The organism is Rhodococcoides kyotonense, assembly GCF_900188125.1.
Taxonomy (GTDB): Bacteria; Actinomycetota; Actinomycetes; order Mycobacteriales; family Mycobacteriaceae; genus Rhodococcoides; species Rhodococcoides kyotonense.
In genome coordinates this window covers 27,769-41,843 of the sequence record NZ_FZOW01000015.1, presented here as the reverse complement: position 1 = coordinate 41,843, position 14,075 = coordinate 27,769, and the positions used below count along the sequence as shown (strand labels likewise).

The 14,075-nt window shown below is 61.6% G+C and carries 8 protein-coding genes; 4 read left to right on the top strand and 4 right to left on the bottom strand.

Annotated elements, in window-relative coordinates; all coding sequences use genetic code 11:
- Positions 1-103: 103 nt before the first annotated feature.
- Positions 104-1,054: a sugar-binding transcriptional regulator gene (locus tag CHB96_RS22080; protein ID WP_089250312.1), complete on the top strand. Its 951-nt coding sequence runs from the start codon at positions 104-106 to the stop codon at positions 1,052-1,054.
- A 1,527-nt stretch (positions 1,055-2,581) separates the two neighbouring features.
- On the opposite strand, the gene CHB96_RS22075 is transcribed toward CHB96_RS22080, so the two are convergent.
- Positions 2,582-3,319 carry a haloacid dehalogenase type II gene (locus CHB96_RS22075; RefSeq protein ID WP_089250310.1) on the bottom strand — a complete coding sequence of 246 codons (738 nt, stop codon included), beginning with the start codon at positions 3,317-3,319 and terminating at the stop codon, positions 2,582-2,584.
- A gap of 301 nt (positions 3,320-3,620) precedes the next feature.
- On the opposite strand from CHB96_RS22075, the gene CHB96_RS22070 reads away from it, so the two are divergent.
- From CHB96_RS22070 to CHB96_RS22060, 3 genes are all read left to right on the top strand, one after another.
- On the top strand, positions 3,621-6,533 hold the full coding sequence (locus CHB96_RS22070; RefSeq protein ID WP_089250308.1) for an FAD-binding and (Fe-S)-binding domain-containing protein: 2,913 nt from the start codon (positions 3,621-3,623) through the stop codon (positions 6,531-6,533).
- Positions 6,530-8,017: an NAD-dependent succinate-semialdehyde dehydrogenase gene (locus CHB96_RS22065; RefSeq protein ID WP_089250306.1), complete on the top strand. Its 1,488-nt coding sequence runs from the start codon at positions 6,530-6,532 to the stop codon at positions 8,015-8,017. Before CHB96_RS22070 ends, CHB96_RS22065 begins: the two co-directional genes overlap by 4 nt.
- A gap of 143 nt (positions 8,018-8,160) precedes the next feature.
- Positions 8,161-8,802, top strand: a complete 642-nt coding sequence (locus CHB96_RS22060; protein ID WP_089250304.1) for a GntR family transcriptional regulator — start codon at positions 8,161-8,163, stop codon at positions 8,800-8,802.
- 89 nt (positions 8,803-8,891) lie between these two features.
- Here CHB96_RS22060 and CHB96_RS22055 read toward each other — a convergent pair whose 3' ends face one another.
- The 3 genes from CHB96_RS22055 to CHB96_RS22045 form a co-directional block, all read right to left on the bottom strand.
- Positions 8,892-10,169 (bottom strand): aspartate aminotransferase family protein, encoded by a 1,278-nt coding sequence (locus CHB96_RS22055; protein ID WP_089250302.1) that lies wholly within the window; start codon positions 10,167-10,169, stop codon positions 8,892-8,894.
- Between the two features lie 51 nt (positions 10,170-10,220).
- On the bottom strand, positions 10,221-11,498 hold the full coding sequence (locus CHB96_RS22050) for a Glu/Leu/Phe/Val family dehydrogenase (RefSeq protein WP_089250300.1): 1,278 nt from the start codon (positions 11,496-11,498) through the stop codon (positions 10,221-10,223).
- A gap of 221 nt (positions 11,499-11,719) precedes the next feature.
- Positions 11,720-13,750 carry an oxidoreductase gene (locus CHB96_RS22045; protein WP_089250298.1) on the bottom strand — a complete coding sequence of 677 codons (2,031 nt, stop codon included), beginning with the start codon at positions 13,748-13,750 and terminating at the stop codon, positions 11,720-11,722.
- Between the last annotated feature and the right edge of the window lie 325 nt (positions 13,751-14,075).

The following is a 14,075-nucleotide window of genomic DNA, read 5'->3' as shown; positions in this document are numbered from 1 at the left end:
GTGTGACTTGGATCATCGACTCTGTGGCGCTCATTTGTCAAGACGATCGCTCATGTGAGCGATTTGCTACAGTCCGAGCCATCCGTCCGAAGGGGAAGTCCGCGTGCGAAACGACAAAGAGGAACGGCCTGTAGCCGGGCCCGAGCAGCTCATCCAGCAGGGCATTATTGCTCGAAAGTATTACTTGGAGGGGCGTACTCGGGTGCAGATCGCCGAGGAATTCGGCCTGTCTCGGTTCAAGGTCGCGCGCATCCTCGAAGAAGCGGTGGCGTCCGGAATCGTCGAGATAAAAGTTCATGCACCTGAGACGATCGACGTCGAGCTCTCGCGCGCGGTCAAGGATGCGTTCGGGCTGCGTCGGGCATTGGCCGTGCGGACAGCCGGCGAGGACGAGGACGCGCTGCGCGATGGCGTCGGACGAGTGACGGCGGATCTGCTGAGCGAGATCGTAACCGCTTCCGATGTTCTCGGTGTCGACTGCGGTCGCACAATCGGTCGAATGACGCGCCACCTCGAGACGATCGAGGCATGCGACGTCGTGCAGCTCACCGGCATGGCCGGCGCAGTCGACGCCAACTCTGCCGAACTCGTGCGCCGTCTCACTGAGTTGGGCGGCGGCCGCGCATGGTCGATTTACGCTCCGCTCGTTGTTTCCGACACCCGAACGTGCGGCGCGCTACGAGGTAGCCGTGGCATCCAGGAAACCCTGAAACACCACGGATCGGTAACCAAAGCCGTTGTCTCCGTGGGAGCGTGGAAGCCCGGGTTGTCGCAGGTCTACGATCTGCTTCATCCGACTGAAGCTCAGAATTGGGGTGACAAAGGCGTAGTTGCAGAATCATGCGCACTGCTGATCGACGCGGACGGCACACGGATCGACGGCTTGGACGACCGCCGTATCGGTGTATCGGAGGAATCCCTACGCAATATCGACGATGTCATCGCAATCGCCGCTGGTGACGCGAAGGCCGATGCCGTGCAGGCTGTTTTGAAATCAGGATTGGTTTCTTCGGTCGTCGTCGACGCCCGAACGGCCGCGTCGCTAGTGCGTTGACGCCTGACATACGAGGCTGCGACCTGACGACTTGGGCACTGAGCAGTACAGCGCGCGCCGCGGACACATCGCAAGTCCGGGGGTCACGCCGTTGCCGACCGCATTCCAGCGTTGATAACACTCGGACTAAGTTCCTCGATTGAAACCGTTGCCGCGCAACCGAACATAGGGATCGACCGTCGTGTGTTTTAGGCGAAAACCAGGCTACTGGTGACGCAAAGAGGCGGCCTAGCCGTGCACGTTGTCACATCGACTCGCGATGAAGAACACCGCTTTGGCCATAATCACTCGTCCGCTGTCACCGACGCGATAAACGACCCATTCGTGGCGCTCCACCGCGTTCTCTCGCGCCGATCCGAAAATAGCATATCGAGTTCGCCGACACCGGAAATCACGGCCTCGGAGTCGAAAGCGTTCACGCACAACGTTCACCGCCGTCCGCCAGACGGTCGGATATCCAATACTGCAAGCAGCCGCTTCCCGACGAGGGACCGCCGATTTTTTTGGGGCGGATGGGTCCGTTCGAGGTGAGCCACGTGAATTGCATTCTCCGCACCGACTCGGTCACCGACGAGACCGCGAAGTGAAAACACGGTCTCGCCCTCCTACCCTGCGACCACCGAACTGGCGACGGGTCCGGTGACACCGTTGGGGTACTCGACTGCTAGGCCCATCTGTTCGTCGACTCGGTCGGCGCGATCGACCCCGGTCGTTTAGACCAGGCGTGGTTCTCCGCCTGTGAACCCGATTCCGATCTGCCGAAGAACGTGGATTCCGTAACACTCGGGCATGCGCATCACGACCTCCACTTTGCGGAGATCGCCGATGGCCCCGTCGCTCAGGATCTTGAACTAGCGGCCGACGATGGGGTGGAACAATCAGTCAAAGTTTTTCATGATCGAAGCGTTGGGCTCGAACGCTGCTCCGCGAACCGTATCGGCTTCGATCGCGTCGCGGGCGAACGGCTTCTCCGCCGCCAACACCGCCTTGCCGGCCTTGATTGAGGCGAAATTCCATCGAGCGTAAGTGAGTTGGACAGAGGGTTGTAGACGATGTCGACCTCAGGGCCAGCGATTACATCGTCGTACGAGTCCAGGACACGCTTGACCCCGAAGCGATAGCAAAAGATTCGGCGCGACCGTGGTCACGAGCGGCAACGGCGACTAATCGGTGGCCCAAGTCGCGAGCGGGCTTGACGATCGCACTTTCAGCGATCCGGGATGCACCGAGGATTCCGATACGTAACGGAGCCATGGACCGCCTCTCGTTCCACTCGGCGCATTCGTCGATCGCCGAATTTGTTTCAGGTGCGGTCCGTTCGACCGCACCTGAAACATTGCTGCCGACAGATGATTCGGGCAACCCCCTCATGTCCATCAAAGTCACCTCATCAGCACGGCGTGCTGTGCGTAGCGCGATTTGGGAAACGGTTGCCCGTAGCACCGAGATTCGCCACCGGTGCGTCGATCGCGTCGACAGGCTACGTTGTCGCGGAAATTTCCCGAATCAACGCGTCCGCCGATAGTTCTAGATCGACGCGTTAGCGGAGGCCTTGGCATCACATGCCGCGGCTGCGAAGGTTTTCATCGTCGGAAATTCGAGGTCGTAGGTGAATTCCTCGCTGGGCTCGGGCGTCGCGCCCCACCCCGGGCTGTCGAAACGGCGGTTGATCCACACCGACGGCAGCCCGTGCCGCTTGGCAGGCACATGGTCGTGGAAGAGACTCTGTGCCACGTGGAGCAACTTTTCTCGCGGAACGCCCAATTCGGCGAGTGTGTCGTCGAGTGCTTCGAAATGATTGGGAGCGGGCTTGTAGGCTTTGACGTCCTCTGCCGTGATGATTGCGTCGAAGTCGACGCCGAGTCGTGCATTGCTTCCCGCGAATCCCTCGCGATGAACGTTGGACAAGATGATCAGCTTGTAATCACGGGCGAGTGAGGCCAGGGCCTCGGCGGAATCGGGGAATGCAGGCCAGTTGGGGACCGACGATCCCAGCTTCGATGCCCAGGCGTCGCTGACTTGCTTGCCGAGCGCTTCGCCCGTCCGCCGGAACGAGTCGGCCAGAATGGTCGAGTACAGCGCAGCGGGTTGTTCCCGTTCTGCGCGTGCCTCGTTCTCGGCGTACGCCAACAGTAGCTCTTCGTCGGTCATATTCAGTCCGACCTCGGCGGCCCACGGGGCAAGCACAGCCGCGATCCCCGCTTCCCAGTCGATCAGGGTGCCGTAGCAATCGAAGCTCAAGGCGTCGTAATCGGCCAAATTCATGTTGTCTCCTCGGTGTTCGGATTGCTGAAGCAGGGCGGGGTCGCGCACAGATGTCGTGGAGTGGTTGGCGGCAACGCCTTTGGTGCCGCTACATCGAACCCCGTCCGCGTAAAACGGTAATACCGTTATACAGTAGTTCGCAAGTGTTCTCACTGTGGACAGCGGAAGATTCGGTCCGGCCCAGCGTGCCCACCTCGTCGAGCAGGGTGAGCGTGACTGTTATACAGTAATACTCAAATTGGATTGTCGACTCCATGGTGGAGATCGGCCCACAGCTCATCTATTGATCCCGAGGTGTCAGATGGCAGTGCGTTACACAGACCCCCGTCTGGTGATGCTGCTCGATTCGGCAACGGCCGAGGTGGACTTCAGTAAGAGGCGTAGGGCCGAATACAGCTACGACGCATCCAATTACCGACTCGGGCCAGCAGCTGTCGCCTGTCCGCGTTCGACGGCCGAGGTCGTCGAGCTGGTCAAGGTTTGCCATGACGCACAAGCATCGTTGACTGTGCGTGGCGGCGGCACGTCCATGGCGGGCAACGCAGTCGGCGAAGGCCTCGTCATCGATGTCTCACGCCACATGCACGCGATCAGATCGATCGACCCGTCGTCGAAGACAGCGGTCGTCGAACCTGGCGTAGCGCTCGGGGAGTTGGCGAAGGCCGTAGAAGCGGCCACGGGTGGAAACCTCACGTTCGCACCCGATCCGTCCAGCAAGTCGCGTGCAACAGTGGGCGGTTCGATCGCAAATGATGCGTGCGGAAATCATTCCGTTCGCTACGGTCGTATGTCGGACCATGTGGTCGCGCTCGACCTCGTTCTCGCCGACGGGACACAGGTCACCGCAACGAGAACCGGACTACAAGCCACGCACCCCGATGATGCGGCTGCGGCGACGCGCGCTGAACAGATCGCGTGCGAGCTGAGAGCTCTCGCGTCGGGAAACTTGGCGAACTTCCGGCTCGAACTAGGCAGGATACCTCGACAGGTGTCAGGCTATCACCTGTCGCATCTGTTGCCGGAGAATGGTTTCGATGTAGCACGCTCGTTGGCGGGTAGTGAAGGGACGTGCGCCGTCGTGGTTGCTGCGACGGTGCGTCTAGTCGATGTCCCCCCGTCTGCGCTCCTGTTGATCCTCGGTTACGAGAACATCGTCGACGCTGCGCGTGACGTCCCTGCCATTCTCGAGTTCGCGCCTGCCGCTGTGGAGGGCATCGACGAGCTGATAGTTGACACAATGCGGGCTCGACGCGGCGTGGATACGGTGTCCGAACTCCCGTCCGGGCATGCATGGTTATATGTCGACCTCGATGGCGGTGACATCGACTCCGTCGCCGAACAGGCCAGAAATTTGCTCGAGAGGCTCGGTCAGCAGGGCCGGGTTCTCGATGGTCGTGAGGTCCGGGATCCAGCCGCACGGGCAAGGCTGTGGCGGGTGCGTGAGGATGGCGCCGGACTGTCCTCGCGTCTCGAATTGCCCGACGGCGCAGGCAATGTCAGTTCCTGGCCGGGGTGGGAAGATTCTGCGGTCGCGCCTGAAAAATTGGCCGACTACCTGGTGGATTTTCGAGCGTTGCTGAGCCGATTCGACTTGATCGGTGTGATGTACGGACACTTCGGCGCCGGCTGTATGCACATTCGCATCACGTTCGATCAACGTTCACCCGAAGGCCGGTCGGTAATGGCCGAGTTCCTCGGTGCTGCAGCGAAACTCGTCGTCGAGCATGGCGGCACACTGTCGGGGGAACATGGTGACGGGCGTGCTCGGTCCGCCCTGCTCGGCACCATGTACTCACCGCAGATGATGGGGGCATTCGCGCGGTTCAAGCAGATCTTCGATCCCACCGGCGTCCTGAACCCCGGGATCATCGTCGAAGCGCCGGCGGTAACGCAGGACCTTGCGCTCGACGGAGTCCCCTCTCTGCAGTGGCGGACGAGCTTTGCGTTGCACGAGGTCGGAGAGTCCGCAGGAGCCAACGACTTTGCTGAAGCAGTCCAGCGGTGTATCGGCGTCGGTAGATGCAGATCGCGTTCGGGCGGCGTGATGTGCCCGAGTTACCGAGCTACCGGCGACGAGAAGGACTCCACTCGTGGCAGGGCGCGTGTGCTGCAGGAAATGGTTCGTGGCTCACGCACAACGCGCGAAGGCTGGCAATCGCAGGAGGTAAGGGAAGCCCTCGACCTGTGCCTGTCCTGTAAGGCATGCTCGACCGACAGTCCGACCGGCGTGGACATGGCAACCTACAAATCGGAGTTCTTCGACCACTACTACACGGGGCGGCGTCGGCCGATGGCCCACTACTCGCTGGGTTGGTTGCCTACCTGGCTGAAGATCACATCCAGAATTTCGCCGATCGTGAATGCCGCGCTCTCGACGCCTCTCAAGTCGGTCATGTTGCGCATGGGCGGGCTGACGACCGAACGCGAGCTACCGCCGTTCGCACCTCGCAAGAAATTGCGACGTGCCGTCGGCACCACGCACGGTCCAGCAGGTGACATCGTGCTGTTGGTCGACACTTTCACCAAGGGCTTCCGTCCTGAAGTGGCCGGAGCGGCGAAACGAGTAATCGAGGACGCAGGCCATCGTGCAGACGTGCGTACCGAACTGTGCTGTGGGCTTACCTGGATCTCCACTGGCCAGTTGCCGCATGCGCGCAAGCAACTCGCCGCGACGGCAGAAGTGCTCGACGACCGAAGCGACCGTCCCATCGTGGTGACCGAGCCAAGCTGCGCCGCCGCACTGAAGAAAGACTTACCCGAGCTCGTCGATTCCGACGCGGCCAGAAGGGTCTCGGCGCGAATCCGCAGCTTCGCGGAACAGGTCACAGCCCAAACAGAGAAGGGCTGGAGACCGCGGCACGCCGTACCCGCCGAGGTCACGGTCCAGACGCACTGCCACGAGTACGCCGTGTTCGGCGCTCAGACACAACAACGTGCTCTCCATGCAGCGGGTGTCGAAACCGTACGTGAGGCGACCGGATGCTGCGGAGTGGCAGGCAACTTCGGATTCGAACGAAACCACTTCGCGACCAGCATGCAGGTAGCCGAACAGGCCCTCGGACCGGCCCTGGACGCGTCGCAGGACGCCACCATCCTCGCGGACGGGTTCAGCTGCCATATGCAAGTTCGGCAACTCACCGAACCGACACCGAACGCGTCACAACACCTCGCTCAAATCCTCGACCCCCAACCGCAAGGAGAAGCTCACCGATGACCACCGTGGAACTATTCACGACTCTCGCCGACCCCAGCCGCGAAATTCCCACCGACTTGTTCATCAGCGGGACATGGACGAAGGCAGTGGAACGCGCGACCTTCGAGGTCGAGAACCCAGCTACAGGAAAGGTGTTGGCCACCGTTGCAGACGGCGGGGTCACCGATGCCGAGCTCGCCCTCGATGCAGCCGCCGCGGCACAGGTCGAGTGGGCTCGAACCGCACCACGGACGCGCAGCGAAATCCTGCGTCGCGCTTTCGATCTGGTACTCGCGCGCCGGGGCTGGCTGGCCGAGATCATGACTGCCGAGATGGGCAAACCTCTGGCCGAAGCGAAAGGCGAAGTTGCCTATGCTGCGGAATTCTTGAGGTGGTTCTCCGAGGAAGCCGTACGGATCTCCGGCGACCACACCACAACTGGTGACGGCGCAAATCGCATCATCGTCACGCGCGAGCCCGTCGGTCCGTGCGTTCTGGTCACGCCGTGGAACTTTCCGCTGGCCATGGGAACACGCAAGATCGCCCCCGCCGTGGCAGCCGGATGCACGATGGTTCTCAAACCGGCGGAACAAACACCCCTGACATCGTTGGCGCTCGCGTCGATCTTTGCCGAGGCGGGCTTGCCCGACGGCGTGCTCAACGTTGTGACCACTACCGACGCAGCGTCAGTAGTCTCCGCCTGGATGTCGAGCGGCAAGGCGCGCAAAATCAGCTTCACCGGATCCACCGAGGTAGGCAAGCTGCTGTTGCGCCAAGCTGCGGACACCGTGATGCGCACATCGATGGAACTCGGTGGCAACGCGCCGTTCATTGTGTGCGCCGACGCCGACCTCGACACCGCGATCGAGGGAGCAATGGTCGCCAAGATGCGCAACATGGGCGAAGCGTGCACCGCTGCCAACCGCATGTACGTCCACCGTGACGTTGCGGCCGAATTTTCCGAGCGGTTGGCCCAGCGCATGGGCGCACTAGTGGTCGGCGACGGATTCGACGACGGGGTCCAGGTGGGGCCGCTGATCGACGAAGACGGACGCGGAAAGGTTCAACGGTTGGTGGACGACGCGCTCGACCGCGGTGCGCGTACCGTTACGGGAGGAACACTCCCGGAAGGACCCGGCTACTTCTACCCGCCGACCGTCCTCGCTGACGTGCCCATCGATTCGGAGCTGATGCAGACGGAGATTTTTGGACCCGTCGCGCCGGTGATCCCGTTCGATAGCGAGGACGAAGTTATTCGGATCGCCAATGACACCGACTGGGGACTGGTCGGATATCTCTTCACCCAGGACGTGGACCGTGCATTCGATCTGAGCGAACGACTGGAGGTCGGAATGGTCGGCGTCAACACTGGTCTTGTGTCCAACCCTGCAGCACCGTTCGGAGGTGTCAAGCAATCGGGTCTGGGCCGAGAAGGTGGCAAGATCGGCATCGACGAATTCCTCGAATACAAGTATCTGGCAGTGCCGCGGCGCGCGGGAGCCTGACGGTCCGACCCGGGCGAGGCCCTGTTCAGGGGTCGAGACCCCTAGCTGGGGTCGGGCGCATTGGTTCGCACCTACGCGATGTGGCGCCCGACTCCCCGCTGTGAGTTACGGTATAACCGACTGTCGGTCAATCGAGGAGAGCTATGTCGGTATCGTTGCAGATCACGAGCACTCGGGATGCGCTGGTCGCTGAGATCCGTAATCAAATTCTCAGTGGTGAACTCCGGCCGGGAGAACCGCTTACGGAGACAGCGCTCGCGGCACGTTTCGGTGTTGCCAGGCCCACCGTCCGGTCAGCTCTTCAAGTTCTCGTCGGCCGCCATCTTGCCGAGCAGTCTCACGGACGATCGCTCATCGTGCCTCAATTCGACAACGGCGATGTCGAGGACCTCTACTTCGTCCGTATCCCTCTCGAGATGCAGGGGATCCGGGCCATCATTGAGAACTCCCGTCCGTTGAACGAGGCCGAGCACTGCCTGAAACTGATGGAAGCGATGCCCGACGACGCCAGTTGGGGTGTGCGGGTCGAAACCCATACCGCGTTTCATGTCGCACTCATCGACTCCGTCGGAAGCACGCGTCTGAGCCGGATCTACGCCTCGCTGCAGGACGAGATGCAACTGTGCCTGGCTCAGCTGCAGCGCTGGTATCCCAATCCACAGGACCTGGCTACCGAACACAGACTCTTGCTCGACGAGATTCTGTCCGGCGACATCGAACGTGCGCAAGCAGAGATGCAGCGACACCTCGCACGGGCGGTGTCGAACTTCGAATCCGACCAGTGATGCACACGGACCAGAACCGCCTCCGATTTAATCACAGAACGGCCCCGCCACGACATTCGTGGCGGGGCCGAGTTGCGATCGCGGGGAGATCAGGCCGGGACTCCGGCCGGAACGGCACCGGTGACTGTTGCGACCGCCGCTTCGAAACGCTCGACGCCGAGGGATATCTCGCCTTCGGTGACTACCAAAGCAGGGATCAGCCTCACGACATTGCCCTCTGGCCCGCAGGTCAGGGTAAGTAGCCGGTGCTCGGTGGTGGCCTTCTGCACGGCGGCGGCTGTCTCAGCGTCCGGTTGCCCATCGGAGGTGGTGAATTCGATCCCTTGCATCAGGCCGATTCCGCGCACATCACCGATGACAGGAAATCGCGATTGCACAGCTTTGAGGCCCGCTTGGAGTTGAATTCCACGCACGCGTGCGTTCTCGACTAGGCCTTCGCGTTCGATGACAGCGAGCGTGGCGACGCCGGCGGCTGCGGCTACCGCGTTACCGCCATAGGTTCCGCCCTGCGAACCTGGCCACGCCTTCGACATGGTCTCGGTGGATGCGGCGATCGCTGAGATCGGGAATCCGGAGGCAATACCCTTGGCTGTGACGATGATATCGGGTGTGGCGGCCGAATGCTGGTGGCCCCAGAATCTGCCGGTACGGCCGACCCCTGCCTGCACCTCGTCGATGATCAACTTGATGTCGTAACGGTCGGCCCGTTCACGCAGTGCGTCGAGAAAGGCTGGAGGAGTGGGAAGATAGCCGCCGTCGCCGAGTGCTGGCTCGATGAGGAAGGCAGCGGTGTCGTTGGGCGCGGTGCGCGTCTTGAACAAGTAATCGAGTTCACGAACCGCGAATTCCACCGCGGCGCGCTCGTCGAGCCCGTAACGATACGCGTAGGGGAACGGTGCCATGTGAACGCCGGCCATCAACGGGGAGAACCCGGCCGAGAACTTGGTGCCCGCGGTGGTCAACGACGCCGCGGCGACTGTACGACCATGGAACCCGCCTTGAAAGACGATGATGTTCGGTCGACCGGTCGCCATGCGCGCCAGCCGAATTGCGGCTTCGACAGCTTCCGACCCGGAGTTGGCATAGAACACCGAATCGAGCCCGTCCGGGAGCACCGTGCCGAGCTTGTCCGTCAGTTCGAGCAGCGGCGTGTGCATGACGGTGGTGTACTGCGCGTGAATGATCTTGCCGACTTGGTCCCGCGCCGCGTCGACGACGTCCGGGTGGCAGTGGCCAGTGCTGGTCACACCGATTCCTGTCGTGAAATCCAGATACTCGGCACCGTCGGTGCCGTAGATCCAGCTGCCTTTGGCATGGTCGACGATTACCGGTGTTGCCTGCTTGAGTGCAGGACTGAGGCTGGTCATGAGTACACCTTTCGAGGTCTTATTGGTCGATTCGACACTGGTAGTGGGCGGTCAGGGATAAAGGCCGCGGGTGAGGTGGGCATCGGCGACGCGACTGACGGCGGTGACGGTGGCCGCTTCCCGCAACGTCAGATCACGACGAATTGCCATGTCGAGGACGGACGTCCATCCTTGTTTCATTCGACTCGCCAGTCGTTGGTCCACTTCGTCTGCAGTCCACCAATACGCTTGATTACCCTGCACCCATTCGAAGTAGGACACGATCACACCGCCGGCGTTTGCAAGGATGTCCGGGACCACGAGAATCCCACGTTCGCGCAAGATTTCGTCAGCGTCGGCCGTGGTCGGACCATTCGCACCCTCGACGACGATGGTTGCTTGAATCCGATGTGCATTGGTCGCATCGATCACACTCTCCACGGCGGCCGGCACTAGTAGATCGACGTCGAGTGTGAGGAGTTCGTTCGGATCGATGGGGTCCGCACCGGCGAACCCGCTAACTGTGCCCGTATTCGAGACGTAGGCATGCAGCGAAGGCATGTCGAGTCCGAATTCGTTGTGGACAGCGCCGTATTGATCCGACACGGCAACCACCCGAACCCCGGCCTCGGCCAGAAATTGAGCGCTCCCAGCGCCGACTTTGCCGAACCCTTGTACGGCCGCCGTCGCATCCGAGGCTGCAATACCCCGATAGGACAGCGCGGCCAACGCGACGTGTACCACCCCCCGGGACGTCGCGGACGGCCTACCCAGCGAGCCCCCGAGGCTGACAGGTTTTCCGGTGACCACTGCAGGAACGGTGTATCCGACGTTGGCGGAATAGGCGTCCATGATCCAGGCCATCGTCTGCTCGTCCGTACCGATGTCCGGTGCGGGAATATCGACGTCGGGACCGATGATCGGCAGGATCTCATTGGTGTATCTCCGCGTGACCCGCGAGAGTTCGTTGGATGAGTATCGCGCCGGGTCGATGGTCACTCCGCCTTTGGCTCCGCCGTATGGAACGTCGAGGAGCGCACATTTCCAGGTCATCCACATGGCGAGCGCGCGCACCTCGTCGAGCGAGACGTCGGGACTGAAGCGAAGTCCTCCCTTGGCAGGCCCGCGTGAGAAGTTGTGTTGCACACGGTATCCCGAAAGGACTTCGATGGTGCCGTTGTCGCGCCGGAGTGGAATCGATACGGCCATCTCTCGTCGCGGCTTGGCCAACAAGTGATGCAGCCCTTCGTCGTAATTCAACAGACCGACGGCATCGGCGAGTTGCTTCAGCGCGTCGTCGAGTGGACCGTTCGTCCGTGCGATGACGGGTGCGGCGGGTGCAGTAGTCAAGGCGTGGGCCTTTCAGAAGGAAGAACGCTCGTTGCGTGGCCTTACGGGAACAGTTATACCGTATTACAGCATTTCAGAGTAGCGGCGAACGGTTCTCCGATGACGAAGAAATGGCCTTCTTTGCCACCCCCTCGGTTATGCGCCGTGCGCTTGCCCGCAAGTGCAACAGCGACGACCCCGGCGGAGGTGCGGCCGGGGTCGTCGCGAGAGGGTCGCACAGCTCAGAGGTTCATGCACAAGCGGCGGGCATCGAAAATGGCCGCGTGAATTCCTCTGTGTGACAGCGCATCTCCCACCCGGTACAAGCGGAAGGAGTCCGTTGGTGCATCCGGATCGCCGGGTTGCGCAGCCCCTGTGACGAACGCCTCGAGGTCGATTTCTCCGCGGTTGCTCGACTGGTCCCTGAGTTCGTCGTACACGTCGACGAACGGCGAATTTCCTTGCTCGACAACGACTCTGTCGACCACTCGGGTGGTGATCTCGTCGGTCATCGTGTTCCGTAGGGTCACGGTCAGTTTACCGCCGGCCCTCTTCGCGCCGCGGAGTTCCTGATCGGGCGTGACGTTAACTCCGCCCTTGTACAGAATCTTTCGATATTCGGCGATCACCGTGTGTCCGACATCGTGACCGGCTGCCTCGTCGTAGGTGGCGAACTCGATCTGGTTGCCCTCACCGCTGGCCAGGTGCTCGGCTACGACCAAGGCCTGCTCACCCCCATGATCGTCGTAGATCAGGATCGACTTTCCGGTAGGAGGGGCCATGTTCAGCACGTCCGATGCCGTCTCGACAAGATCGTCACCGCCCTCAGGCAGTGCAGTGTTGGGCATTCCGCCGGACGCGACGATGACGACCTGTGGGTTTTCGGCAAGTACATCGGCGCCGTCCACGAATGCGCCGAGCTTGATGCGCGCCCCCGCTAGTTTCGCCTCTTCTGCCAGCCATTCGGTAATCGACCGCTTCTCCGAATTACGGTGTGTGCGTGACAACGTCAGAACCTGTCCGCCTACTTGGCTGCCGGCCTCGAACAGAGATACGTCATGGCCACGCTCGGCGGCGACCCGGGCGGCTTCGAGCCCTGCGGCCCCACCCCCGACGACGACAACACGTAGCTGTTGGGTCCCGCGTGTGATCAGCTGGGGGATGAACGATTCCCGACCAGTGGCGGGATTGTGGATGCACTGCATCTCTCGGCCGTTCAGGCAGAAACTAGCCCCCACACATGGGCGAATACGATGTTCTTCACCGACTTCGAGTTTGCGGACGATGTGCGGATCGGCAATATGTGCACGCGTCATCCCGACCATGTCGATGAGTCCTTCGCGCAGGGCGTATCGCGCGGTGGCAATATCGGCGATCCGGCCGGCATGAAAGACTGGTTCGGCCACCGCGGCGCGAATGCGCTCCGCGACAGGTAGATATGCACCCAGAGGGGTTCCCGCGGAGGGTATCTGGCGTCCGAGTTCGCGATGTGTGAAGCCGCTTCCGTACATGACGTTGAAGAAATCGAGTTGTTTCGTCTCCGACAGTCGTCGGGCGATGGCGACGCATTCATCACCTGACAATCCCTCCGTCGACGCTTCCCGGCCGGGAATGCGAATGGCGACGAGGAAGTCGGGTCCCACTGCTGTTCGCACTGTGTCGACTACCTGCAAGAGGAAGCGCATTCGGTTCTCGAAGCTTCCGCCGTATTCGTCGTCACGATGGTTCGCGCGTGGCGCGATGAACGTGTCGGGCAGATGGCCGCTCATTGCGGCGATTTCGACACCGTCGAGCCCGCCGTCTCGAGCACGGCGAGCCGCGGCGGCGTAGGCGCGCAAGACGCGCGTGAAGTCGTGATCTTCCATCGGCTTCGGGAAGCTACGGTGCGCGCGCTCGCGAATCGGGGACGGTGCGATGGTCGGTAGAAAATCGACACGATCGTCGGCCCGCCTCCCGAGGTGGCTGATCTGCACCATCGCCTTGGCGCCGTGGGCATGGAGGCGATCTGCAACGGTCTGATACCAGGGAACGATCTCGTCGACGCCTGCGTCGAACGCGCCGAAGTGACTGTGCGAGTCGGCCGAGACGAAGCTCGACCCGCCGAACATGATGAGCCCTTGGCCACCGATCGCCTTTTCTTCGAGGTAGCGAACATAGCGCTCGTCTGGAATGCCGGACTCCGGGACGAAGCCCATGGGTGCGTGAGCCGTGGTGAAAATTCGATTCTTCAGGGTCACGCCGTTGATCGTGAGAGGTTCCAGAAGCGGATCCATAGCTGAGCCTTTCGGGTCGGCGTTCAAAGATTGGGGCTGCCGTCCGATCCCGTCCGGAATACTCCCGTCGAGAATCGGAGGTCATGTTGAGGCCGGCGGGGGCTGGCCGACGGTGACACCGGCGAGACTAACACCTTCGGTATAACAGTGCGACAGTAATACTGTTAACCCATTAGTTACATCGGGGACACGATTTAGGTCGTTTAACCCTTCACGATTGAGCCGTTCGCGTATAACTGCAAAACAGTATGCCGGAGTGACACAGCTCACCCAGCGGTCCGGCATACCTCTCCAGTGCAGCGCGCCACCCATCGGCGAACACGAC

Coding starts and splice junctions, on each gene's coding strand:
- CHB96_RS22075 (WP_089250310.1), bottom strand. CDS start 3,319: ATGAATTTGGCCGATTACGACGCCTTGAGCTTCGATTGCTACGGCACC.
- CHB96_RS22070 (WP_089250308.1), top strand. CDS start 3,621: ATGGCAGTGCGTTACACAGACCCCCGTCTGGTGATGCTGCTCGATTCG.
- CHB96_RS22065 (WP_089250306.1), top strand. CDS start 6,530: ATGACCACCGTGGAACTATTCACGACTCTCGCCGACCCCAGCCGCGAA.
- CHB96_RS22060 (WP_089250304.1), top strand. CDS start 8,161: ATGTCGGTATCGTTGCAGATCACGAGCACTCGGGATGCGCTGGTCGCT.
- CHB96_RS22055 (WP_089250302.1), bottom strand. CDS start 10,169: ATGACCAGCCTCAGTCCTGCACTCAAGCAGGCAACACCGGTAATCGTC.
- CHB96_RS22045 (WP_089250298.1), bottom strand. CDS start 13,750: ATGGATCCGCTTCTGGAACCTCTCACGATCAACGGCGTGACCCTGAAG.